Here is a 25,250-nt window from a genome sequence, read left to right on the forward strand (position 1 = left end):
TCGCCCAGCCGGGGCGTCCTACACTTGACTCCCGTGAAGATCGTCAGCGTCGTGGGCGCCCGCCCGCAGTTCGTCAAGCTCGCACCCATCCACAAGGCCGCGAAGGCGGCCGGGGTGGAGCACGTGATCGTGCACACAGGGCAGCACTACGATCCGATGCTCTCAGACGTCTTCTTCGAGGACCTCGGGATCGGAGCACCCGACGTCCATCTCGGAGTGGGCAGCGGATCGCACGGCGTCCAGACCGGGGCGATGCTCGCAGCACTCGACGCAGTCTTCGATGAGCACCGGCCCGACTGGGTGCTTGTCTACGGTGACACGAACTCCACCGTGGCGGCCGCGCTGAGCGCCGTGAAGATGCACATCCCGGTGGCTCACCTCGAGGCGGGGCTGCGCAGCTTCAACCGACGGATGCCGGAAGAGCACAACAGGGTGATGACCGACCACGCAGCGGATCTGCTGCTTGCGCCGACCGAGGTGGCCGTCGACCACCTCACGAGCGAGGGCCTGGCACCGCGCACCGTACTCGTGGGCGATGTCATGACCGACGTGCTCTTCGAGGTGCGCGACGAGGTCGCGGGGCGCCCGTCGGATCTGCTCGCCGAGCTCGGTCTCGAGCCAGGCGAGTACTACCTCGCGACCATTCACCGAGCCGAGAACACCGACGATCCGGGGAGGCTGCGCGATGTGGCGGCCGGTCTCGCCGGACTCGACAGGCCGGTGATCCTGCTCGCTCATCCGCGGGTGGTGGCCAAAGCCGTCGCACACGGCGTCGCGCTCACGCAGGGCTCGCTGATCGCTCACCCGCCGCTGGCCTATCCTGACCTGATCGCCGCTGCGCTGTCGAGTGCCGGAGTGGTCACCGACTCGGGCGGTCTCCAGAAGGAGGCTTTCCTGCTGCGTGTGCCGTGCACCACTGTGCGCACCGAGACCGAGTGGGTCGAGACTGTGGAGCTCGGCTGGAATGTGCTCGCCGGCACCGCCGAGGAGATCTCGGCCGGGGCGTCGCGTCCCCGCCCCGCCGACACCGATGAGGCGCCCTATGGTGATGGGCATGCGGCCGAGCGGGTCATCGCCGAGCTGATCCGCGCGACCGACGGCACGCGATAACGAGTGGACTCCACGACGGCACGCGGAGGGCAGGCGTTCCGCACGGATGTACAGGGGCTGCGCGCTATCGCGGTCGGACTGGTGCTGCTGTACCACGCCGGCGTCCCCGGTATCAGCGGCGGCTACATCGGCGTCGACGTCTTCTTTGTGATCTCGGGATTCCTCATCTCGACGCATCTGCTGCAGACGCTCGAACGCGAGGGCCGGATTCACTTCGCGGATTTCTACGCCCGCCGCATCCGCCGCATCCTCCCCGCATCGCTCACAGTCGCCGCGTTCACGGCCGTGGCCGCAGTGCTGTTCTACCCACCAGTCGCGCTCGAGCGCGTGCTGCGAGATGCGCTGGCGACGATCCTGTACGTGCCGAACATCTGGTTCGCAGTTCAAGAGACCGACTACCTCGCAGACCACTCACCGTCGCCGTATCAGCACTACTGGTCCTTGGGCGTCGAGGAGCAGTTCTACCTGCTGTGGCCGTTGGTACTGCTGCTTCTCTTCCTGCTTGTGAGGCGCCGGCGGTCGTGGCTGATCCTCTGCATCATCGCGCTCACCGGGGCCAGTCTCGTCGCGGGGGCGGTGCTCACGCTCGGCGATCAGCCCACGGCCTTCTTCTCGCTGCCGACGCGCGCCTGGGAGCTGCTCGTCGGCGCTCTCGTCGCGGTGCTGCTGCGTCGCCCGCCGCGCGCACCGGCGGCGGCCGTCGCGATCGGGGGATGGGCGGGCGTCGCCATGGTGCTCGCCGGTGCGGTGGCGTTCGACAGTGGCACGGCCTTTCCCGGCGTTGTCGCGCTGGTGCCGACCGTCGGCACGGCATTGGTCATCTTCTTCGGTGCGACACCATCGACAGCGGGCCCGACGACGCTGCTTTCGATCCGGCCCATGCAGTTCGTCGGTCTCATCTCCTACTCGCTCTACCTCGTGCACTGGCCGCTGCTCGTGATCACACACGCCCACGTCGGGGAGGAGCGACCGCTGCCGCTGTTCGCCCGGGTCATGCTGGGCATCGTGCTGGCGCTGCCGTTGGCCTGGCTGCTGTTCCGCTTCGTGGAGACGCCCCTGAGGTCACCGCGGATGCTGACCTCCCGCCGGCCGCGTGCGACGATGTTCGCGGCACTCGGGCTAAGCATCCTGCTCACCGTCTCGACCGCGTGGACCGTCCAGTGGGCGTCGGTGCGCGACCTAGGCACCTCCACGCCGGTCGCATTAGCCCCCGACTTTCCGGCCGAACCGCCCGTCGCGACGGAATTCGTGCCGCAGAACCTGCGTCCGGCGCTCGATGAGGTGGCTGACGATCTGCCGCGGCTCTACGCCGACGGCTGCCGGCTCGACGTCAAGTCCGAGCAGGTGCTGGACTGCGTGTACGGGGACGCGACAGGGGCGAAGCGGATCGCAGTCTTCGGCGACTCCCACTCCGCGCAGTGGTTCCCGGCCATCGACGAACTCGCCGGCCGCATCTCCGCGATCCGGGCCTACACGAAGTCATCGTGCCCGGCGGCCGAGGTGACCGTGCTGGTGAAGGGTGTTCCGTACTCCGCCTGCGATAGGTGGCGCGAGAAGGTGCTCGCGCATCTCGTCGCCGATCCTCCCGATGTCGTGGTGATCTCCAACTTCTCCCACTACCCACTTTCGGGGCAGCCCCATGGTGAGCGTCGCCAGGAAATCTGGAAGCGTGGGCTCAGCGCCACCGTAGAACGGCTCCGGGCCGCCGGTATCCGTGTGCTGATCATCGCGGACACGCCGCAGTCCCCGGCACAGCCGCCGACCTGCCTCTCCGCTGACGTCGCGGACGTCACGGCGTGCGACATAGGACGCGACTCTGCGCTGGACGAGGAGATCGCCGCAGCCGAGCGGGCCGTCGCGCAGGAGACGGATTCCGCGTACGCGGACCTCACACGGTACATCTGCGATGCGAAGGTCTGTCCGGCGATCATCTTCGACCTGCAGGTTTACCGCGACGTGAACCACCTCACGAGCACGTTCGTACGGTATCTCGCGCCGGCACTCAGGCCGCAGTTGGCGGAGATGCTCGACGTGCCTCCGGCGTCGCTCGGCGAGTCCGCGCGCTGAGTCAGCTCGATCGTGCGACGCGGCTGTGTCTCGCGCCTCGCCTTAGACTTGACGGCATGCGTATCGCCGTTGTGGCCCTCGGAAAGATCGGGCTTCCCCTCGCTGTCCAGTTCGCCTCGTCCGGTCATGATGTGATCGGCGTCGATGTCAATCAGAGGGCAGTCGACTCGATCAACGCGGCGAAGGAGCCGTTCCCCGGTGAGGCTCACCTGCAGGAGCGGCTCGAAGAGCTGATCCCCGCCGGCCGGCTGCGCGCGACGACAGATTACGCCGAGGCGATCCCCGGTGCCGACGCCGTTGTACTGGTGGCCCCCGTCTTTGTGAACGACGAGACGTGGGAGCCTGACTTCAAGTACATGGATGCTGCGACGAAGTCGCTGGCAGAGCACCTCACACCCGGCACCCTGATCTCTTATGAGACGACCCTCCCGGTCGGCACCACCCGCACACGCTGGAAGCCGATGCTTGAGGCGGGGTCCGGGCTGACCGAGGGCGTGGACTTCCACGTCGCTTACTCGCCCGAACGAGTGCTCACCGGGCGCGTGTTCGAGGATCTGCGTAAGTATCCGAAACTGATCGGTGCGCTGTCCGAGGAGGGCACGCGTCGCGCACGCGAGTTCTACGAGGCGGTGTTGCAGTTCGACGAGCGTCCGGATCTGGCGCGTCCGAACGGCGTCTGGGATCTCGGTTCGACAGAGGCCTCCGAGATGGCGAAGCTGGCCGAGACGACCTACCGCGACGTGAACATCGGGCTTGCGAATCAGTTCGGGGTTTTCGCCGCGAACCACGGCATCGATGTGTACAAGGTGATCGATGCGTGCAACTCGCAGCCGTACAGCCACATCCATCGTCCGGGCATCGCGGTCGGCGGGCATTGCATCCCGGTGTACCCGCGCCTGTACCTTTCCACCGACCCGGACGCCGACATCGTCCGAGTGGCGCGGCAGTTCAACGCGTCCATGCCCGAACGCCTTGTGGCGCAGGCCGAGGGCGTCCTCGGTGACCTGACCGGCCGCCGCGCGGTCGTGCTGGGCGCCGCGTACCGCGGGGGAGTGAAGGAGACCGCGTTCTCCGGGGTGTTCCCGACCGTGGCGGCGCTCGCGCAGCGCGGGGCGGAGGTGTTCGTGCACGACCCGCTCTATACCGACGACGAGCTGCGCCAGCTCGGGTTCGAACCGTATGCTCTCGGGGATGCCGCCGAACTGGCGGTGCTGCAGACCGACCATGCGGACTACAAGACTCTCACGCCGGCGCAGATCCCCGGTATCAAGCTTCTCGTCGACGGTCGAAACGCTTCAGATGCGGCGCTGTGGGCAGGGACTCCTCGCATCGTGGTCGGCACCGCAGGCTGACCGCGCAGCCGGACGAGGGCGGGCCGAGACGCACAGCGTCCCGGCCCGCCCTCTTCCCACCTCAGGCTGACACCTCCTCCGCTATCCTGGCTCGGGGCGCGAGGTGCGCTGTCGACGGTGTCGGCGATCGTCGAGCGACGTCGAGTGCGGAGTATCGGGGATGAGCATGAGACGTGCTGCACGACTGCTGACAATCGGAGTGGCATTGACTGCCGCGGTGGCGATGATGGGGACGCTGAGTGCGGATCCGGCTCAAGCTGTGACTTCGAGTCGCGTCTCCGGCGGCGACCGCTACGGCACATCCGCTGCAATCTCGCGTGCGGCATTCCCCGATCCCACGAGCGTGTCGAGGGTGTTCCTCGTCGCCGGTGCATCCTTCGCAGACGGTCTCGCCGCCGGGCCTGCGGCTGCGGCCACCGGCGGTGCCGTGCTCATGACGCACCGTGCCGCACTCACGCCCACTGCTGCGACCGAGATCCGGCGAATCGCGCCGAAGGAGATCGTGATCGTCGGAGGAGTGGGTGTGGTGTCGTCCGAGGTCGAGCGTCAAGCGCGTGCCCTCGCGCCGACCGTTACTCGCGTGTCGGGTGACGACCGCTACGAGACCTCTCGCCGGATCGTCGAACGCTTCTTTCCCGGTGCGGAGCCGACCGTGTACCTCGCGACCGGCAGGGACTTTCCCGACGCGCTCTCCGGCGGCGCTCTAGCCGCACGCACCGGTGCTCCGGTGCTTCTCGTCGATGGCGTCAAGCAGAGCGTCGATAACTCCACGAGGCAGGCCCTCGAGCGGCTCTCGGCCGACAAGGTTGTTGCGTTCGGCGGCACGGGGGTGGTCTCCTCGAAGCTGCTGGCATCGGCCTCGGCCGCCACCTCAGCGAGCGCAGCCCGACTCGGGGGCTCGAATCGTTACGAGACGAGCACGCGCATCGAGGCAGCAGTTGCGGGGAACGGTGAGGTGCTCATGGTCACAGGACTCGACTTTCCCGATGCGCTCTCGGCGATTCAGCTCGCCGCCGTCCGGAATGCGCCGATCGTTCTGACCGTGCCGTACTGCATCGGCGGTTCGACCATCCCGGCCGTCTCGTCCGCGACGAGGTTGACCCTGATCGGCGGGCCCGGGGCCGTACGCGGCCTCGTCGGCTCCAGGCCGACATGCCTGCCGACGCGCACCGCCACCAGCCCTTGGGTGATGGTGAACAAGAAGACCGCGCTGCGCCCGCCGTCCTACGTCCCCGCAGACCTGCGCACAGTTGGCGGCACGAGCGAGCGGATGCGCGCTGAGGCGGCAACCGCGCTCGAGCGCATGATCGCCGCGGCCAAGAACGAGGGTGCCGGCCGGATAAAACCGGGCAGCGGCTACCGGTCATACACCACGCAGACCTACCTCTACAACAATGCCGTCGCATCAAAGGGAAAGACCCGAGCCGAGCTCGGAACAGCAAGGCCAGGGCACAGCGAGCATCAGACCGGCTGGACCATGGATGTGGTCGCTTGCACCAGCTCGTACTGCAGCGGAATCGACGACTTCGGTGGCTCGCCGCAGGGCCGCTGGACAGTCAAGAACGCGCACCGGTTCGGCTTCATCGTCCGGTACGAGCCCGGGTATACCAGCATCACGGGGTATGCGAGTGAGCCGTGGCACTTGCGTTATGTCGGCGTGCCACTGGCGACGGACTACAAGAAGGGCGGCTTCCACACGCTGGAGGAGTACCTCGTGTACCCGGCCGCGCCCGCATACTGACGAGGCACCAGGCTCCCGCCGATAGCATGGTAGCCATGGATCTTCTCGTCGTCGGGTCGGGTTTCTTCGGCCTCACCATCGCTGAGCGCGCCGCAGCCGCGGGTCGCAAAGTGACCGTCATCGACCGCCGCTCACACATCGGCGGTAATGCGTACAGCGAGGCGGAGCCGGAGACCGGCATCGAGGTCCATCGTTACGGCGCGCATCTGTTCCATACCTCGAACCCGACGGTGTGGGAGTACGTGAACCGCTTCACGACCTTCACCGATTACGTCCATCGCGTCTACACGACCCACCAGGGCGTCGTGTACCCGATGCCCGTGAACCTCGGCACGATCAACCAGTTCTTCCAGGCGGCGTACACGCCCGACCAGGCGCGCGCCCTCGTGAAGCAGCAGGCGGGGGAGTTCGACGCCAAGACGGCGCAGAACTTCGAAGAGAAGGGCATCGCCCTCGTGGGCCGCCCGCTGTTCGAGGCGTTCTTCCGCGACTACACCGCCAAGCAGTGGCAGACCGACCCGCAGCAGCTCTCAGGCGACATCGTCAGTCGTCTGCCGGTGCGGTACACCTATGACAACCGCTACTTCAGCGACACGTGGGAGGGGCTGCCCACCGACGGGTACACCGCGTGGCTCGAGCGCATGGCCGATCACCCGAACATCGAGGTGAAGCTCGGCGTCGATTATTTCGACGCGTCTCAGCCGCTGAACAAGGCGGCGACGGTGGGACAGGTGCCCGTGGTCTATACCGGACCGGTCGACCGGTACTTCGACTACAACGAGGGGGCGCTCAGCTGGCGCACGCTGGACTTCGAGCAGGAGGTGCTGAACGTCGGTGATTTCCAGGGCACCAGCGTCATGAACTACCCCGATCTCGACGTGCCATACACCCGCATCCATGAGTTCAAGCACTTCCACCCGGAGCGGAAGGACATCTTCGCGCAGGAGAAGACCGTGATCATGCGGGAGTTCTCCCGCTTCGCCGAGCGCGGCGACGAGCCGTACTACCCGGTGAACACCGCTGCCGACCGTACGGGACTCCTCGCTTATCGTGAACTCGCCAAGGGCGAGAAGGACGTGCACTTCGGCGGACGCTTGGGCACCTACCAGTACCTCGACATGCACATGGCGATCGGTTCTGCACTGTCGATGTGGCGCAACGAGCTCTCGGGCGAGAGCGACTGAGCCGCCGATGAGCACGACCACGGTGGGGGCGCCGGGCACCCCGCGGCGATACCTGCATTCGCTGTGGCTGCTCTCGGCGCGGGATCTGAGGGTCAGGTACTCGACGAGCGCACTGGGCTACCTGTGGTCTGTGCTCGATCCGCTCGTCATGAGCGCGATCTACTGGTTCGTGTTCACGCAGGTGTTTCAACGCGACGTCGGTGAGGAGCCGTACATCGTGTTCCTCATCAGCGGCCTGCTTCCCTGGGTGTGGTTCAACTCTTCCGTCTCCGATTTCACCAAGGCGTTCAAGCGTGATTCCCGGCTGGTGCGCTCCACCGCGATACCGCGATCGATCTGGGTGAATCGCATCGTGCTGAGCAAAGGCATCGAGTTCCTCTTCTCGCTGCCCGTGCTCGCCGCCTTCGTGATCGTGAACATGATCACCGAGACCGAGTCCGCGAGGGTGGTGCAGATCGGCTGGGGCATCCTCTGGCTGCCCGTCGCTATGCTGCTGCAGGTTTTCCTCCTGGTCGGCCTCGGCCTGCTCGTCGCCCCGCTGTGCGCCCTCTACGCTGACCTCGAGCGCACCACCGGGCTCATCCTGCGCGCACTGTTCTACGCGACGCCGATCATCTACAGCGTCTCGAACCTTCCCGCTCCGTTCGACGTCATCGGGGCGTTCAACCCGCTTGCGGGCATCTTCACGCTGTACCGGATGGCCTTCTTCCCCGACCAGTGGCACCTCACCACCGTGATCATCGGCGCGGTCATGAGCGTGCTCATCCTCGCGCTCGGCGTCTGGGTGTTCCGCGCCCTCGAGCGGCCCGTGCTGAAGGAGCTGTGATGGCCGATACCGCGTTGACGACAACGGCGATCGAGGTTCGCGACCTCGGCGTGCATTTCCGGCGCAACAGACGCGGTCGGCGCAGCTTCAAGGACCTTTTCGCGGGCGCATCCCGTCGGTCCAAGCCAGGGGAGTTCTGGGCGCTGCGCGGTGTGTCGTTCATCGTGCAGCCGGGCGAGTCGATCGGTGTGGTCGGTCGCAACGGGCAGGGCAAGTCCACTCTCCTCCGCCTGGTCGCCGGGGTGCTTCTGCCGGACGAGGGCGGCGTCGAGGTCCACGGCGGGGTGGCGCCTCTCATCGAGCTCACCGGTGGGTTCGTCGGCGATCTCACCGTGCGGGAGAACGTGCGCCTCACTGCGGGACTGCACGGCATGTCTCGTGACGAGGTGAACCGTCGCTACGACGACATCATCGCGTTCGCCGAGCTCGCCGGGTTTGAGGAGACGCCTTACAAGCACCTCTCCAACGGTATGAAGGTGCGGCTCGCGTTCGCGGTCGTCTCGCAGCTCGAGGAGCCGATCCTTTTGGTCGATGAGGTGCTCGCGGTCGGAGATAAGGCTTTCCGCGAAAAGTGCTACAAGCGCATCGACGAGTTGCTCGCAGAGGGGCGGACGCTGTTCTTCGTCAGCCACAACGAGCGGGACCTGCGACGGTTCTGCACCCGTGGCCTTTATCTCGACGGGGGCGCGCTGGTGCTGGATGCCCCGATCAGTGAGGTGCTCGACCGGTACAACGACGACTACAGCGGGCGCTGACGTCCTCGGCGGTCACCGTCCTGCGATGTCATTCAGCTCGCTCAGGGCCGCGGTCGCCGCGCGGTCTTCGGCGTGGGCCGCGTCTCCGCGCTCGTAGGCGGCACGCAGGGTCTCCAGCGCTCGTCCGTACGTCGCCAAGGCATCCGACCAGCGCTCCGAGATCGCGCTCGGCGCGACCGACTCCGTGAGCCGCTCCGCATCCTGCTGCACCAGCATGACGTCCTGCATCGCGGCCATTCCGCCCTCTTCGCGCGCGTACCGCAGGCCGGTTGCGGCAGCATCGAGCACGGGGCCGACCTCGTCGCGGAAGGAGGCCAGATCGGGGTCGGTGGGGCGCGGCGGTGTCGGTCTGATGGTCGGTGCAGCGGACGTAGTTGGTGTGGGTGTGGGTGTGGGCGCGAGTGTGGGCGTGACTGACGGCGAAGGAGTCGCACTCGGCGACATCGTGCCGACCGACGACGCACTCGGCGTGGCAGTCCGCTCCGCGGTGGAGGCCCCGGGGCGGAAGAGCACCCAGAACAGGACCGCCGCGATCGCGATCGCGAGCACCGTGAGCGCCACGATCAACCACGCTCGCGCTGGACGCCGCTGCTTGCGCTGCCGGCCGAAGTCCCATACATAGTCGGGCTGCTGGTCAGAAGACAAATCAAGCCTCCAGAGCAGGCATTGGCCGCCACCTGCGATCGCGGCCAATCCTGCCGCCATCACGCAGACCGCGAAGAAGATTGCTGGTTCCTCGCACTGTGCGCTCCACGAACACCAAGCGGATGAGTTCCTTGAAGAAGGTGGCCGCAGTTCCCAGACCGAAGAGGATCGGGTTGTAGACACCGTGCACGCGATAGTAGTGCTTGATGAACGCGCGGTTTCGCATGATGTAGTACCGGTACGCGTTGCTCGACGCATTCATGTGACGGATGCCCATATCCCACTGCTTGATCTCGCGGGTGCGACGCAGTACGAACTCGTCGACGATCACCGCGGTCGTGCGACGCGACGCAAGCCACCCATACATCTGGTCATCCCAGTAGATGAAGAAGCGGGGGTCGGGCAGCCCGATCTGCTGCACGATCGAGCGGTGGATGAACATGCCCTCGAAGCATCCGCTGTTCATCTCCTTGAACCCCGAGGCGCCGAACTTCGACGGCGCGAACGGGATGGGTATCCCCATCCGCTCGGCGATGCGGTACTGCCAATAGAACTCGCTGCCGTCATAGTCGTAGCGCCGACCCTGAATGCTCTTGAAGCGGCGTGACCATCGCCCCATCCTCGCGAGTCCGTCGGGCAGCACCTCGACATCGTCGTCCATCATCCAGATCCATTCGGAACCCAGCTCGTATGCGGTGCGCATGCCCTCGCTGAAGCCACCGGACCCGCCCGTATTGGTCTCGAGGCGGCGGTAGACGATCTCCGTTCCGATGCTGTCGCGGAACGAGTCCACCACCTCCGTGGTGTCGTCGGAGGAGTCGTTGTCGATGATGACGACCCAACCGGGTTTCGGTTCCATCGAGCGGATGCTCGTGAGCAGTCCGTTCAGCAGGTGCGAGCGGTTGTAAGTGACGATGACGATCGCTGAGGTGGCCGGATCGAAGTCTGCGGTGCTCACGCCTGCTCCTCGAAGATCTTGCGCCATGACTCGTCTGAGACGAGGTCGGGAAGGGCGGCACGGTATTCGGACTGAAGCTTCGACCAGTCTCGCCGCAGGCGGCGGTGCAGCCTGACGCTCTCTGCCAACATCCGGCGGTACTGCCCGCGGTTGCGGGTGTAGACGTTCTTGCCTGATCCGTCGGCGGAACTCACCAGCGCGCTGTCGAAATGCGGAACGCGCCACCATTGCGCGTCGCCCTTGCCGAATTCGACTTGCGGTTGTGAGAGGTTGGCTGGATCGGGTTCACGGAGCCAATGCGCCAGCAGCGTGCGAAGAGTGAAGATACGAAGTCGCAGGCCGGTCGGACTGTCGAGTTCATTGGCCTTCAGCGGCGTGTACACCTGCCGACCCTTACGAGAATGCAGGACGCGACTTGGATCGCGGTGGACCACGGTCTCCGGGAAGTCGGCGGCCAGCTCGCGGGCGGCGGGCATGGCCGTCGCCAGGTTCCGCCTCATGTGCTCCGGGCCCGACAGGACGTCGCGCAGTGCGCGCGCACGGAGGGCGACGGGGTAATACTGCATCATCATCAGATGCTTGAGGTCGACGCGCAGACTGTGCTTGAGCAGGCGTCCCCCCTGCGGGGCGTTCGAGTGCAGCAGGGCCGCCACGATGCGATTTCGTGCGTGGAAGTATGCCTGCCAGTCGATCGTGTCGTCCTTGTTCACCCAGGAGACGTGCCACAGCGCCACGCCCGGCAGCGACAGCGTGGGATATCCGGCCTCGCGTGCGCGAAGGCAGAACTCGGCGTCGTCCCATTTGATGAAGGCCGGCAGCGACAGGCCCACATCACGGATGGTGGCGAGCGGGATGAGGCACATCCACCAGCCGTTGTAATCGGAGTCCATCCGCATGTGAAGCAGCGGCGACTGCCGCAGGTTCGCGACTCCGAAGTCGTGCGGCATCTTCTCCTGGTAGAGGTTGCGCCACATGAATGGATGCTCGTCGACGACCTCCGCCCAGCCGTGCAGCTTGGGTCGATCGAGCAGGTCGAACATGTGCCCGCCGACCAGGACGGGGGTGGTGGCGTAGCGCCCGAACACGACAGAGCGGCGCAGTGATTCGGGCTCCAGGCGAACATCGTCGTCCAGAAGCTGCACGAAGTCGCTGTCCGGACGCTTCAGGGTCTCGTGCATGGAGCGAGAGAATCCGCCTGAGCCGCCCAGATTCTGCTGACGGATGACCTGGAGTGTCTCGCCCAGCTTCTCGGCGATCTCCGCGAAACCAGGCTGATCCTCGACCAGGCGTGTCCCCTGGTCGATGAGGAAGATCCTGTCGACGACCTCGAGCGCGTCAGGCGCGTCTGCGAGCGCACCCAGAGTGTCGATGCAGTAGTCCGGCTTGTTGTACGTCGTGATTCCCAGCGAAGTCTTGCCGCTCCGCGCCGGCTCCTCATCAGTGGTCCACTCAGCGCCCTCCAGGATCGCGTGCTTCTCATCGGCGACGACGTCGAACCAGATCCAGCCGCCGTCGCTGTACTCGGTGAGGGAGAGGTCGAACGTGGTGATCGCCGCTCCGGCCACCTCCCGGGTGTCGATGCGCTGTTTTACGCCGCTGCCGTTCGACCGATAGACCAGGATCGTCGCCGGCCCGGTGGTCCGCACGGTCAGCCGCACCTCACGAACACCCGTCCAGTGCTGCCAATACGATGCGGGGAATGCATTGAAATACGTGCCGAGCGAGACTCGTCGCCCAGCCGAGATGCGCGCGCGGTGGCGCCCGAGGATGTTGCCCAGCTGAGCGCGATTGGACACGCGCACAGGTTTCTCATCGATGACCGACCAGGTCTCGGGGTCGGCGTAGAGCGGAAGAAGGTCGGGATCTCGGTCGAGCGGGAAGACGACGTTCTGCAGCACGTGGGTCACGAGTTGAAAGCCTACCCGGCGTCGTCTTGAGAACTTCCCTGATGCTGCCCTGGGCTAACGCTCCGGCCGCAGCGTCGGCACCGCGCCTGTGTGCGCCGCGTCGATGATCTCCCGCCACGACCTGCTCTGCCCGGCGCGCAGTGCACAGAGCACCAGCAGCACCCATCCCGCGCCTGTCAGGGTGAAGCTTTCGAACATCGACTCCACCGCCAGCGTCATCAGCAGCAGCGGGGTCCAGGCGTACACGACTGAGCGGCGGACGCTGGCGACCAGCCACGAGCGCACGATGGCGACGCCGCCGAGGGCCAGGAACAGCAGCAGACCGACCCATCCCACCTGCAGCAGGGTGTCGAAGTACGCGTTCAGGGCGGATCGGTGGCTCTCTCCGAGCAGGAAGTTCACGTAGGTGAACGGGTACTCGCCGCGCGGCCACGGCCCGAACCAGCCCCATCCGGTGATGGGCCGCTCGGCGCTGAAATCGAGCAGCAGGTTCCACAGATCGGCACGCATCGAGAAGTCGGATCCAGCGTCCAGGATGCGGATGATCTGATGCCGGAGTCCGAACGCCAGGGCGAGTGCCACCGCGACCACGGCGCCAAGGACCCACTGCACGATCGTGCGACGTTCGGCGGAGGTATGCCGAACGATGGTGAGGGCGGTCGTGGCGACGCCGACGCCCGCCGCGAGGACGACGACGGTGGGCGACGCCGACAGGAGGGCCAGGAACCCGCCGAGCGCGACGGAGGCGACGCCGACGCCGCGTGAAACCGACTGCGTGCGCCATTCGATCACGAATGTGATCAGGGCGACCACGGCGATGAAGCCCAGCATGTTGCGGGTGCCGAAGATGCCCTGGATCGGCCCGCCGAACGCCAGGTTGCCCTCGATGCCGAATCGCGTGAACGGCGTGTCGAGCAGCACGCCCGAGAGCAGTTCCAGCCCGAGTGAGATCGCCAGCAGCCACCGGAGTGTGTCGCCGATGGCACGCACGGTCTGCAGCGTGTCGCGCACGTGCCCGATGGTGATCGCGATGATCGTGTATCCGAGCAGGGTGATCCACCCGGTGAGGGTCGACGAGCGATCGGTGCTCCACAGGGCACTGGCGAGGGCGAGAAGAAGGAATACGAGAAGTGAGCTGGGGGCGAACCGCAGGAGTGACAGCTCAGCACGACGTGCGATCAGGATCACGGCGCCGAGCACGGCCAGCATCGTCACGACCGTCGCCAAGGTGGCTGTCGAGGTCAGCCGCTCGATCAGGAAGGACCCGAACACCGCTGCCAGCGCGGTGAGTGTGTAGGCGCGCGCGAACACCGCCGAGTCCAGCAGCGCCATCAGCGCGCGCTGCGCCGTCACGGCACCCGCCGGGTCCGAGGCCCGTGGCTGATCACCGGCGTGCGCTCTCCGATGCCGACACCGATAAGAGGCACTGCCTTGATCTTGAACGACAGCAGCACGAGCAGCATCCAGCCCCAGAGGACGATCGGTGCTGATTCGGCCAGGCCCTCGAAGAGCAGCACTGCGGCCAGCAGGATCGGCAGCAGCGCGACAGGGGAGTAGGGGCGCTGTGCGTCGAGGTCCCAGCGCGGACGGTCGACGGCGAAGAACCAGGCCCGCCATGTCAGCGCCATCCAGGCGATGAACATCAGCGCTACCCCTACGCCGCCGAGTTGCAGGAACACGTCGAGCCACATGTTGTGGGCATGGAAGACGGTCAGTCCGTGGTTCAGGATCCACCCGTCGAATGCCGCATCCCAGGGCACCCAGGGTGACGAGAATCCGTTTCCGAGTACGGGGCGCTCAATCGCCCGCTGCCACACCGCCTGCCAGATCTCCAGGCGGCCCGTCAGATCCGACCCCTTGCCGAGGAGCGCGAGCAGCCGGTCGCGCAACAGCAGCGCACCCGTGACGCCCACGACCGCGACGGCACCCGCGATCAGGTACACGGCGCGTCTCTGCCCCGGGGTGCGGGAGGCGCGTGCGAGCAGAGCGGCGAGGAGCACGACCATAACGACGGCGATGCTGAGATACACGGTCGCCGAGGCAGCCTTCACGAGCAGCACAGCCGCGAGCAGGGCCCAGACGATGAGCACGCCGCGGCGGCGCGCACCCGCGGCGAACAGCACGCCGAAGACGAGCAGCGCGAACAGGCACATCATCGCCATCGTGTGAGCGTTGCCGACGATGCCCTGAATCCGCCCATCGTCGAAGAGGTTGCCGCGCACCCAATACAGGTGCGGATCGATCTTTCCCTCCGGCACGGGTGCGAAGTTCGGCAGAAGCGGGCGCCGCAGCACTAGCGCGACCCACAGCTCGATCACGAGCGAGAGGCCGAGTACGAGTTTCAGCGCGGTCGAGAGCGCCCGCACGATCTCCTGCCACGTGAGCACAGTGGCAATGAACAGCGCATTCAAAGTCACGACGGCCATCAGCGTCCAGGTCAGCAGCGTCGCGCCCGGCCAACGCGACCACAGTGTCGACAGCAGGGCGAGCGCGACGTAGCCGAGGGCAGCCCACGGCAGTCGACGCCAGGGGAACCTCGTCGGGCGATGGCGAGCGACGGCGGGCACCCAGATGCCCAGGATCCCGAGGGTGAGCAGGACCATCACGATCCCCGCACCGGCGGCGCCGAGCAGGTTGTACACCGCGGTGTGGGCAAGCACCGTGAACATGGTGACGACGGCGTACGCGCGCACCATCAGATGCCCCGTCGTCTCGCGCGCCGGGGCGGCGGGCGGCTCAGTCACCGGATGCTTGCTGTACACGGCCATCGCGTTCAGGCTACCGCGCCATGCCGGTCGCAAACGGTGAGGCGCGGGCACGGGCGGCTTACGCTGAGAGGATGCTGCTCTCGATCTCGAACCGGCCCCGTGACTACGCCTGGGGTTCCACGACTCTTCTGGCAGGTCTGGAGGGCCGCAGCCCTTCCGCCGAGCCCGAAGCCGAGGTCTGGTTCGGAGATCATCCGGGCGACCCTGCCGACGTCGCGGACGGCGGCACGCTCGACGAGATCACCGGCGGATCACTTCCGTACCTGCTCAAGCTCCTCGCGGCGGCCGACCCGCTCTCGATCCAGGTCCATCCGACCCTCGCGCAGGCGCGCGAGGGTTTCGCGAGGGAGAAGCACCTCGCAGCGTCGGACCCCGCGCGAAACTACCGGGATGACAATCACAAGCCCGAGCTGATCGTGCCGCTCAGCGAGCGCTTCGAGGCGCTCGCCGGCCTGCGGCCCGTCCCGGAAACGCTCCGCCTCCTGGAGTCTTTCCCCGAATCCGGGGGAGTCGCCGAGCTGCGTTCACGGCTGCAGCAGGGTGAGCCGGCTGATGCGCTTCGGGAGACGATCGGGTGGCTGCTGTCGGGTAACGCTCAGCCCCAGGTCGACGAGCTCATCGCCGGGCTGCGCGTCGCCGCCTCGGTGGAGTTCGCGGAGGCGCTCAACGGCATCCGAGCGATCGCGGAGCGCAACCCGCGCGACCCGGGCGTCGTCGTCGCCCTGCTGATGAACTTCCTCGTCCTGCACCGCGGCGAGGCGATCTTCCTGCGCGCTGGACTCCTGCACGCTTACGTCTCCGGCCTCGGCGTCGAGATCATGGCGGCCAGCGACAACGTGCTGCGTGGCGGGCTCACTCCCAAGCACATCGACGTCGACGAACTGCTCGCCGTGGTCGATCCGACCCCGGGCCCCGTCCCCGTGCAGCGACCGTCTGACGACGCCGAGGTCGTCGAGTACGACATACCGGTGCCGGACTTCGCGCTGCGACGCGTGCGTGTCGACGGAGAGCGGCGCATCGAACTGGCGGGGCCGGCTATCGTTCTCGTCACGGCAGGCAAGGTCGCAGTCGCGTCCGAATCCGAGGTTGAAGTCGACGTTCCGGTCGGCGGCGCGGCCTTCGCCTCGCCGGACGAGGGGGCACTCACACTGGTCGGTCAGGGCGAGGTCTTCGTCGCCGAACCCGGGTGGGACTGAGCCCGCCTCCCGGTTCCGGCAACGGGCGGGAGGCCCGGTGCTCAGGCGTGACTGCGCAGGAACACAGTCACGCTCGCCGCCACCACCGTGAGCTGGTCGTGGGCGCGGCCGCAAACTCGACGGACTCGGGGCTCTCCTCGCCCGTGCGAGCCCACCACCGCGACTTCGCCACTGTGGACGCGTCTGGCTTGTAGTACGGCTTCGTGAGCGACAGATGCGGACGCTCCCAGGCGATGTCGGTTCGGACCACACGGGCGGGGTTGCCCGCGGCGACGGCGTTGTTGGGCACATCCTTGGTCACTACGGATCCGAGTCCGATCACGGAACCGGAGCCGATCGACACGCCGGCCAGAATCGAGGCGTTGTATCCGATCCAAACGTGCGCGCCGACGATGATGTCCCGCGAGATGTTCACACGCTTGCCGGTGTTCACGTCGAAGATCGGATGCCCGTCGTCGGCGCGCATTTGCACCCCGATCGCGAGCATGCAATCCTCGCCGAGACGTACGGTGGTACCTTCCGTCGCGGAGATTCCAGCAGTGCCGGTCGTGGAGACATTACGTCCGATGATGACCCGTGCATCCTGACCGACGCGAACCGTCGCAGAGAATGCCGGTACGCCTGTGCTCTCAGCGATCTCCATGAGACCGTTGTCGCAGTCGAACTGCACACTAAGCCTGCCTAATCGGGCGCGCGCGTCCACACGTAAGACGTTGTTCCGCCCCGAGAAGACGATGTTCGTGTTTGGAACCCGATCTCCGCTCCATTCAATCCGATTGCCTCTGTCGTCCGAATAAGCGGCGATCTCCATGCCTTCGAATGTACCTGAGCGCGGGAGGGGTCAGCGGTCGACGGCGGTCGTTGAGTCGGCGGACAGCTCGGCGTCCCAGTTGTCCGCAGGTAGGGCCTTGAGACGATCAGCGAGCGGCCGAAAAGTCTGCGCTTCGAGCATGGCCTCGTAAACGCGCTCGCGGTTGCGTCCGTCGCGCACAGGGAACGTCCGATCCATTCGCTCGAGGTGGGCGGGGTCGGGTCCGTCTGCGACGATCGAGGCGGCGACCCGCACCGCCTCATCGGCATCCTCCACAACCGGGCCGAAGCCGTCGCGGTGATAGTCGAAGTATCCCGGTCGTTCGGTATGCCCAACGAAGTACTGGTCGCGGTCGTGCTGGTAATAGAGGACTGGAGTGCGGATGTACGCCGCATTGAAGGCGATCGACGAGTAGTCGGTGATGAGTAGACGTGCGCGGACGATCATCTCGCGCACATCGGTGTCCGCATAGGAGCGCACCTCGATCTCGTCGGGCAGCGAGAACGATGAGAGATAGGGGCGCATGTTCGGATGCGGCATGAATACGATGCGGGCACCGGCGGAGCGAACGGCGGTGAGCAGCCGCTCGTCGCTGAGGAGAGCGGCGATCCGCTTCGCGTACTCCGTTTCAGCGAAGTCGGCCATTGCCTCCCGGTCGGCTGAATGCGCGCCCATGCCGCCGACGAGATAGTCGCGCCATGTCGGCATCACGACGATGAGGTTCTTCTCACTGGCGGCGACGGATTCGGCACGCTGAAGCAGAACGTCGAACCGCGGCAGTCCTGTCAAACGCACCTCCTTACGGCTTGCGCGGTACGCCGGTGCCTCGGTGAGGTAGCGATACTCGTCGAGCGTCGACGCGACAAAGACCTGGATGTCCTTCGGGTTCAGCCAGTGCGAGATGTCGCCTTTGATGACGCCGTGCTGCAGGAAGGTGAAGGCGTATTTCGGCGGGCGCATCTTGATCGGCAGCGCGTGCGTGATGAAACGATCGGCATGGCTGGAGGCGAGGTGATCGGCGTGCTTGAGCAGAGAATAGAACTCGGGCGTCTCATACCCCACGAGCCGTGCCCCCGCTGTCGACATGCGCTCCCAGTCCGGCGTGCCCTCGCGGACGACGAACCAGGAGTTGTGCTCGGGGTGATGCTCTGCCATCCACCAGTACATGTCCTCGGCACTGTCGCCGGCGTCGACGTCACGGTCGATGAAGACCCACGCGTGGGCGAACTTCTGTGCCAGCCGCTGCGATCGCACCGCGTGGTCGCGCCGAAGATAGTGCAGGCCGCCGGGCCGCAGACGCCGCGCGACCGCGTCTCTTCCGCGAACGAGGACGTGTTTGCTTCGGACAAGCAACTGTGAGACGCGCGTATCCTGGGACAGTACCGCATATGCGCTCGGCACAAGCGGCGGCCTCTCGAGGATCTCTTGTCGCACGCCGTCGAGGAACAGCTCGATCGACGCGTCATCCGGCACCCAGAGCACATGCTGCATCAGGATCGGTCGGCCGACGTACTCCAGCCCGAACGACTTCTGTGCCAAAGGCGTCGCTCCGACACCGTTTACCTTCAAGCCGATATGCGGCACCGATCCGCGATATCGGAACACGACTGTCCGCAGTCCGCGACGCGGGTCGCGTACGCCGCCCCAGTAGACCGGTGCATACCCCTCACCTCGCTTGGTCAGCGTCAGCGCCTCGCGCATCCAGGGCGCGACGTACATGAGGTCGAACTGCGCGATCGCCTCATCGTCCATATGCTGGAGGAACGCTGGCAACAATTCGTGAAGCTCCGCGTACATGCCCTCGGGAAACGGAGCGTTGCGTACGCCCGGCGTCTGCGATGAGCGGAGAATCCAGAACTGATCGTAGAGGCACAGGTTCTGCAGCCAGCGAGGCACCTCGCCGCGGTGTTCGAGCGCATCGTCGATGACTGGCAGGTAGCCATATCGAATCGTATCGGTGTACTTGCGCGGATCAGCACTGCTCGATTGCACCGTCGACGAGTTATCCGAGCGCTGCCGGTACAGATAGCTCGCTTCGGGGATGAAGGTCACGGTCGGTTCGGCGAAACGAAGGAGGTAGCGGGACGCGAACGAGCCGTCTTCGAATCGAAGCCGGAGGTCTGTGTGGAAGGTGAGTCCCTCGTCGATCACCACTTCGCGTCTCATGAACCCCGACGTGATGTGCGGCTGCACCCAGGAGGGGCTCTCATTGAGGCTCTTCGTGACGCGTCCGGCTCGGAAGCGCCCGGTCAGCGCATGCGTGTCGCGGATCTTGTCGGCATCCTCGTACCAGAGCAGCATGCGAACCGACAGCATCGATGGCGGATTCTCGGGATCGACTGCTGAAGCGACCTCCGCGAAGTAGTTGTCTGACAGCACGTCGTCCGGGTCCGGAAAAGTCAGCCACGTACCAGTCGCGTGCGGTAGCGCCGCGTTGCGGGCAGAGGCCTGACCGCCGTTCTCCTTCCGCAGCACCGTCACGTTCGGGTGGCGGGCAGCGAAGGCCTCGGCAACTGCGGCAGTGTCATCGACCGAACCGTCATCGACGAGGATGACCTGCAGGTTCTCGAACCCGTAGGTCTGGCGCTCGAGTGACGCGAAATACTCCGGCAGGTACCGGGAAACGTTGTACATCGGCGAGATGACGCTGAACTCAGCCTGCAACCTTCGCATCCTTCCTTGCAGTCACGCACGCAGCTGAGGTTCAGAGGCGCATGGCTCTCGAACGGGTCCGATAAAGCGAACGCCACCGTGACGAAGCGATCGTTGCGCGTCTGTTCCACGACAGTTTCCGCACTCGAGAACGGAAACGAGTATACGAAGCCGTCGCTGGGAATGTGTCGCGCGGTGTCTTCGCGGCATTCCCGCGACACGCCGAAGCAGGCTCAATGAACCTTAAAGGCCCTCTTGAGGGTTTACGATCTGCGACTTGACCACGGCGAATGACACGAGTGTAATTAGTGGTGCACGGCCCGCGGGGGGCAGGCAGCAGGGTTGGGAGATCGAGATGACGGGTTACCGCTCAGACGTTCCCGAGAATTGGTTCGTTGATCCGGTCAACCTCGGGGTGCCCGGTGTACGCCGAGTGGATGCCGACGATGACAGTGCACTCGCCTGGCAGGCCGACGCGCTGTGCGCGCAGACCGATCCCGAGGCGTTCTTCCCCGAGAAGGGCGGCTCGACGCGCGACGCCAAGCGCATCTGCACCTCCTGCGATGTGCGCGGCGAATGCCTCGAGTACGCGCTGGAGAACGACGAGCGCTTCGGTATCTGGGGCGGTCTGAGCGAGCGCGAGCGCCGTAAGCTCAAGCGTCGCGCAAGCTGACCTCGCCGACGGGGCCGGGTCGCACGCCGCTCCGCGGACTTCGGCCGAGTTCTTCGGGCGCGCCGCAGCCCTGACCGGGCCAGCGGCCCGTCCTGTTTAGGCTGGCTGATGCCATGCCAGCCCGTGTACATGCCATCGTCGTCGCGCATTCAGGCGAGAAGCCGCGCGAACAGCTCTTCCGAACCCTTGAGGCGCTGCGCGCTCAGACAACTCCGCCCGATTCCGTGACGCTGGTCGTGGTCGGCGGCGCGAATGACATCCGCGGAGCCGACGGCCTCGGACGGCTCGTGGAAGGCGTGATCGAGGCGCGCGGCGGCACGTCCTTCGCCGAGGCGATCGCGCTGGCTCGGCCGCGCGTGGCCGCCGGCACGTCGGTGTGGCTGCTCGCCCACGACACGGTGCCCGAACAAGACGCCCTGGCGTCCCTCGCGGGCGCCCTCGAACGTTCACCGTCGGCGGCGATCGCCGCACCCAAGCTGGTCCGTCACGACGACGATCGAGAGATCGTCTCGCTCGGCGTGAGCATGACCCGATTCGGCCGGTCGGTCGAACTCGCCGCCGACGAGCTCGATCAGGGCCAGCACGACGCCACCGAAGACGCCCTCTCGGCTGATGTGCGCGGCATGCTGATACGCGGCGCGGCCCCGACGGTCCTGCGACCCGACCCCGCGCTCGGCGGGGCGGACGAAGGACTCGACCTCGGCGTCCGCGCCCGCCTCGGCGGCGGTCGTGTCGTGCTCGTCCCGAAGGCGCGCGTGGCCGTGCGTCCCGACGGGCCCGCCGCCCTCCCGCGCGGCATCACTGCGCGTGCCTGGGCGACTCGTCGCGCACAGCTGCACCGTCGCCTCGCCTACGCTCCCGCCGCCGCCGTTCCGCTGCACTGGCTGAGTCTGTTGCCGCTCGCGCTGTGGCGATCGATCACCCACCTGATCGGGAAGCGCCCCGGCGAGGTGGCTCCCGAGTGGGGCACCGCGATCGCGGCGATGCTGAACATCCCCGCGCTGTCGCGTTCGCGGCGTGCGATCGCCTCCTTCCACAGCGCTTCTTGGGCGAGCATCGCTCCGCTGCGTATCTCCCGCGCCCAGCTTCACCAGCGTTTGGACGACGGGCACGGTACAGAGCGAGGCGCTGTCAGCGAACTCAATTTCTTCAGTGGCGGCGGCGCGTGGGCCGTTCTCGCCGCCGCGGTCGTGAGCATCGCGAGCTTCTTCTCGCTGCTCGCCTGGCCCGCCGTCGGAGGCGGGGCGCTGCTGCCCCTACGGCAGACCCTCGCCGCGCTGTGGGGGGATGCCGGATGGGGCCTGCGTGACGTGGGGCTGGGTCTCGTCGGTCCGGCGGACCCGTTCGCGGCCGTCATCGCGGTGGTAGGCACGCTGTGGCCGGCAGCGCCGACGTTCGCGCTCGTGCTGCTCTGGCTGGGAGCCCTGCCGCTCGCGGTGCTCGGCGGCTGGTTCGCCGCGACGCGGGTCACCGATCGTGCCGGTCTCCGCATCCTCGGCGGCGTGCTGTGGGCGCTGGCCCCCACATTCCTCACGGCGTTGGTTCAGGGTCGCCCGGCAGCGGTCATCCTGCATCTGCTGCTGCCCTGGGTGTTCCACGCGGCGGTCGTCGCACACAGGTCTTGGGGTGCAGCAGGTGCGGCGTCGCTGCTCACCGCAATGGCGCTGGCGTGCGCGCCGTCCCTCGCCCCGGCGTTCGTGCTGCTCTGGGCCGTCGCCCTCGTCCTGGTGACTCTGCGCGGGCGGCTGCGAGGCGCCGCCCGGCTTCTCTGGCTGCTGATCCCGAGCGCGGTGATGTTCCTGCCTCTGGTCTTCTGGCAGGTGAGGCACGGCGACGTGTGGGCGCTGCTCGCGGACCCCGGAGCGATGATTCTCTCCGACGGGATCGAGGCGGATGCCGCCGGGCGCACCCTGATCGCCTCCGGCTTCCCCTCAGCCGACCGCGCGGGCTGGGACTGGCTGGTCGGCGAGAGCGTCGCTCCTTGGGCGGCGCTGCTGCTGGCGCCGGTCGCGCTGCTCGCCCTGTTCTCAGCACTCTCCCCGCGCTGGCGCGCCGGATTCTCATTGCTGCTCGCATCGCTCACCGGGCTCGCGACCGCGATTCTCGCGGTCGGCGTCGTGGTGTCGTTCGTGCACGGCGAGGGGGTGCAGATCTGGCCCGGCACCGGGCTCAGCCTCGCCTGGCTGGGCGTCGTCGGGGCCGCTCTCGTGACTCTCGACACCGTCGTGGCGCTGGCGTCGGTCCGGGCTGCCGCCGCACTGATCGCCGGTGCCGCCGTCGCGGTGTGCGCGATCCCCGGCCTGCTGTCGCTGCAGACCGGGCATTCGGTGCTCGACCGCTCGACGGACTCCACCCTCCCTGCGCTCGTCGCGGCTGAGGCCGACGGCGACAGGCCGATCGGGACGCTCATCCTCACGCCTCAGAACGACGGATCGCTGTCGATGGAGCTGGTCTGGGGCGCCAGCGCTTCCCTCGGCGCGCAGAGCACGCTGCTGACCACCGCCACCGAGCCGCGCGGTCGAGACCTGGCGAACACCGCGGTCGACCTGCTGTCTGCCCGCGACTTCGACGCCTCGGCGGCGCTGGCCGATGACGGCATCAGCTTCGTGCTGGTGGCGCAGACACCTGCCGAGCGCGACCGCGCAAGGATCATGCGCGAAGCCGCGATCACCGCGGTCGACCAGCGTTCCGGTTTCGTGAGGGCCGGAGAGACCGCCCGCGGCACGTTGTGGAGCGTCCGCGGCGACATCGCCCCTCGGCCCGCGCTCACCGAGGGGGAGCAGGCGATCAGTCGTGTCACGAGCAGCGTTCAGGTCGTGATCGTCCTTGCGGCGTTGTTGCTCTCGATCCCCACCCGCTCGTCACGTCGCGCCGCGCGAGGACGCTCGCGGATCGTGGGGCGCGCTCCCGACGAGCCGCTCGTGCTGCCGCGACGGCACGCGCAGGACCACGCGTACCCACATCACCTGGAGCCGGAGGCCGAGCACCCGCAATCCGCCGACGAGCACCCGGGAGACGGTGAGGGCGAGGCGCACGCGGGTGGCGACTCCGCCGCGTCCGAGCCCGCCTCGCACGAGGCGGGACCCGACCATGCCGCCGTCGACACCGGCAACGCCGTCGAGACTCGCAGCATCGACGCCGCCGACGTCGAGCCCGCCGACGTCGACGACACGACGGACGTCGCACACGAGCCGAACGCCGCGGAGGAGCGACGATGAGACAGCGTACGATCCGGCTCGCAGCCACGGGCGCACGCATCGCCACCGGCGCCGTCGTCGCCGCCGCCTGCGTGCTGGGCGTGGTGAGCGCCGTGGCGGCACCGCTTCCCGGCATCACACGCGAGGCGAGGGGCACGACGGTCACGCCGATACCCGGCGACACCGTGCTGATCTGCAACGGCTCCTATCGCGTGCTCGGACGTGATGCGGGCCAGGCGCAGCTGATGGTCTCCGCCGCCCTCCCGCAGTTGCGCTCGGACGCGGAGGGCGAGCCCGCGCAGACCGAGCCGCTGGCGATGCCTGACGTCGCAGGGGGAGCCAGGGGCGTGATCCTGACCGGTGTCGTCGCAGACCGGAAGGCGCAGCCGATCGCGGCCTCCGAGTCGGTGCGGATCGATGCCGAAGACGCCCGCGGCTTCGCCGCCGCGCCGTGCCGCGAGGCGGCGATGAGCACCTGGCTGGTGGGCGGCGATGTGAGCACGGGGGCCGGCGACGTGATCGTGCTCTCCAACCCCGGCGACGTGCCGGCCAACGTGGACCTGCTGATCTATGGCGAGTCGAGGGCGGCGTCGAACGTCGTCATCCCCCCGAAGTCCCAGCGCGGTGTGCCTCTCGCCTCGATCGCGGCCGGGGAGCGGAGCCCTGTCGTCCAGGTGGTGGCCTCGGGCGCGCCGGTGCGGGCCACGCTGCAGTCCACGCTGATCCGCACGCTGGATGCGGTGGGCATCGACATGCAGGACGGCGTCGGCGGCGCTCAGCACGACCTGCAGATCGTGGGTGTGCGCGCGCAGACGCTGTCGGAGGGTGACGATGCCGCCGGCGTCGTGGTGCGCATGCTCTCACCGGAGCAGGATGCCGAAGCGACCGTGCGGGTGCGCGCGTCCGAGTCCACCGCCGTCCTCGAGGAGTACCCGGTGTCGATGCTGGCGGGCACGCCCGGCGAGATCGCCCTCTCCGGGATCCCGACGGGCGTCTACGACATCGAGATCGAATCCGATCAACCGATCGTGGCCGCCGCGCACCAGACCGCGCGCGCCGGCGCCGAGACCGATTTCGCGTGGATGACGCCGGCGCCCGAGATCTCGTCGAAGCTGATGTTCTCGGTGCCCGCCGGTCCCTCGCCGTCCCTGCACCTCCGCAACACCCGGAGTGAGGCGATCACCGTTCAGCTCGAAGGGGATCGAGGCGGCGAGATCGAGGTGCCCGCATTCGGAGCGGCGACTGTGCCGCTGAGCTCTGGCGCGTACTCGCTCTCACCTTCGGGCCCTGTGCACGCGGCCGTCGCGATGCGGGGCGGCGACGGATCCGCTGAGATCGCGGGCTGGCCGCTGTGGGCCGGGGCCGCGGAACAGCAGCCGATCGTCGTGCATCCCTGACGCGTGCGGAT

The 25,250-nt window shown here is 67.2% G+C and carries 18 protein-coding genes; 11 read left to right on the forward strand and 7 right to left on the reverse strand.

The genetic code is table 11. The features are described from left to right. Window positions 1-33 precede the first annotated feature (33 nt). From wecB to RIN43_RS06275, 7 genes are all read left to right on the forward strand, one after another. On the forward strand, window positions 34-1,110 hold the full coding sequence (gene wecB, locus RIN43_RS06245) for a non-hydrolyzing UDP-N-acetylglucosamine 2-epimerase (protein WP_309128023.1): 1,077 nt from the start codon (window positions 34-36) through the stop codon (window positions 1,108-1,110). A 3-nt stretch (window positions 1,111-1,113) separates the two neighbouring features. Then, entirely contained in the window at window positions 1,114-3,177 is a 2,064-nt protein-coding gene (locus RIN43_RS06250; protein WP_309128024.1) for an acyltransferase family protein, read from the forward strand. Window positions 3,178-3,233: 56 nt separating this feature from the next. Then, the gene (locus RIN43_RS06255) at window positions 3,234-4,529 is read left to right on the forward strand and encodes a nucleotide sugar dehydrogenase (protein ID WP_309128025.1); all 1,296 of its coding nucleotides are present in this window, start codon (window positions 3,234-3,236) and stop codon (window positions 4,527-4,529) included. Window positions 4,530-4,788: 259 nt separating this feature from the next. Next, window positions 4,789-6,270, forward strand: a complete 1,482-nt coding sequence (locus RIN43_RS06260; RefSeq protein WP_309128026.1) for a cell wall-binding repeat-containing protein — start codon at window positions 4,789-4,791, stop codon at window positions 6,268-6,270. Beyond that, complete coding sequence (gene glf / locus RIN43_RS06265) at window positions 6,267-7,454, forward strand: UDP-galactopyranose mutase (RefSeq protein WP_375163718.1); 1,188 nt, start codon at window positions 6,267-6,269, stop codon at window positions 7,452-7,454. Before RIN43_RS06260 ends, glf begins: the two co-directional genes overlap by 4 nt. Before the next feature lie 7 nt (window positions 7,455-7,461). Then, entirely contained in the window at window positions 7,462-8,280 is an 819-nt protein-coding gene (locus RIN43_RS06270; RefSeq protein ID WP_309128028.1) for an ABC transporter permease, read from the forward strand. After that, the gene (locus RIN43_RS06275; RefSeq protein ID WP_309128029.1) at window positions 8,280-9,035 is read left to right on the forward strand and encodes an ABC transporter ATP-binding protein; all 756 of its coding nucleotides are present in this window, start codon (window positions 8,280-8,282) and stop codon (window positions 9,033-9,035) included. Before RIN43_RS06270 ends, RIN43_RS06275 begins: the two co-directional genes overlap by 1 nt. 12 nt (window positions 9,036-9,047) lie before the next feature. On the opposite strand, the gene RIN43_RS06280 is transcribed toward RIN43_RS06275, so the two are convergent. The 5 genes from RIN43_RS06280 to RIN43_RS06300 are packed head-to-tail and all read right to left on the reverse strand — an operon-like array spanning window position 9,048 to window position 15,313. After that, a complete protein-coding gene (locus tag RIN43_RS06280; protein ID WP_309128030.1) occupies window positions 9,048-9,680 on the reverse strand; it encodes a hypothetical protein in 633 nt (210 codons plus the stop codon). 1 nt (window position 9,681) lies between these two features. Then, window positions 9,682-10,638 carry a glycosyltransferase gene (locus RIN43_RS06285; RefSeq protein WP_309128031.1) on the reverse strand — a complete coding sequence of 319 codons (957 nt, stop codon included), beginning with the start codon at window positions 10,636-10,638 and terminating at the stop codon, window positions 9,682-9,684. Next, on the reverse strand, window positions 10,635-12,545 hold the full coding sequence (locus RIN43_RS06290) for a glycosyltransferase (protein WP_309128032.1): 1,911 nt from the start codon (window positions 12,543-12,545) through the stop codon (window positions 10,635-10,637). The genes RIN43_RS06285 and RIN43_RS06290 overlap by 4 nt, the downstream gene beginning before the upstream one ends. Window positions 12,546-12,599: 54 nt before the next feature. Continuing rightward, complete coding sequence (locus RIN43_RS06295; RefSeq protein WP_309128033.1) at window positions 12,600-13,898, reverse strand: O-antigen ligase family protein; 1,299 nt, start codon at window positions 13,896-13,898, stop codon at window positions 12,600-12,602. Further along, window positions 13,895-15,313, reverse strand: a complete 1,419-nt coding sequence (locus tag RIN43_RS06300) for an O-antigen ligase family protein (RefSeq protein WP_309128034.1) — start codon at window positions 15,311-15,313, stop codon at window positions 13,895-13,897. Before RIN43_RS06300 ends, RIN43_RS06295 begins: the two co-directional genes overlap by 4 nt. A gap of 71 nt (window positions 15,314-15,384) precedes the next feature. Here RIN43_RS06300 and manA point away from each other — a divergent pair, with 71 nt between their 5' ends. Then, a complete protein-coding gene (gene manA / locus RIN43_RS06305; protein WP_309128035.1) occupies window positions 15,385-16,509 on the forward strand; it encodes a mannose-6-phosphate isomerase, class I in 1,125 nt (374 codons plus the stop codon). A gap of 67 nt (window positions 16,510-16,576) precedes the next feature. Here the strand turns inward: manA and RIN43_RS06310 are convergent, their stop codons facing one another. Both RIN43_RS06310 and RIN43_RS06315 read right to left on the reverse strand, forming a co-directional pair. Then, entirely contained in the window at window positions 16,577-16,996 is a 420-nt protein-coding gene (locus RIN43_RS06310; protein ID WP_309128036.1) for an acyltransferase, read from the reverse strand. 354 nt (window positions 16,997-17,350) lie between these two features. Continuing rightward, a complete protein-coding gene (locus RIN43_RS06315) occupies window positions 17,351-19,993 on the reverse strand; it encodes a CDP-glycerol glycerophosphotransferase family protein (RefSeq protein ID WP_309128037.1) in 2,643 nt (880 codons plus the stop codon). A 334-nt stretch (window positions 19,994-20,327) separates the two neighbouring features. Here RIN43_RS06315 and RIN43_RS06320 point away from each other — a divergent pair, with 334 nt between their 5' ends. The 3 genes from RIN43_RS06320 (at window position 20,328) to RIN43_RS06330 (ending at window position 25,239) form a co-directional block, all read left to right on the forward strand. Further along, window positions 20,328-20,645: a WhiB family transcriptional regulator gene (locus RIN43_RS06320; protein ID WP_309128038.1), complete on the forward strand. Its 318-nt coding sequence runs from the start codon at window positions 20,328-20,330 to the stop codon at window positions 20,643-20,645. Between the two features lie 113 nt (window positions 20,646-20,758). Further along, on the forward strand, window positions 20,759-23,863 hold the full coding sequence (locus RIN43_RS06325) for a glycosyltransferase (protein ID WP_309128039.1): 3,105 nt from the start codon (window positions 20,759-20,761) through the stop codon (window positions 23,861-23,863). After that, complete coding sequence (locus RIN43_RS06330; protein ID WP_309128040.1) at window positions 23,860-25,239, forward strand: DUF5719 family protein; 1,380 nt, start codon at window positions 23,860-23,862, stop codon at window positions 25,237-25,239. Before RIN43_RS06325 ends, RIN43_RS06330 begins: the two co-directional genes overlap by 4 nt. The last annotated feature ends 11 nt before the right edge of the window (window positions 25,240-25,250 follow it).

Origin of the sequence: Microbacterium sp., assembly GCF_031178445.1 — a bacterium.
Classification (GTDB): Bacteria; Actinomycetota; Actinomycetes; order Actinomycetales; family Microbacteriaceae; genus Microbacterium.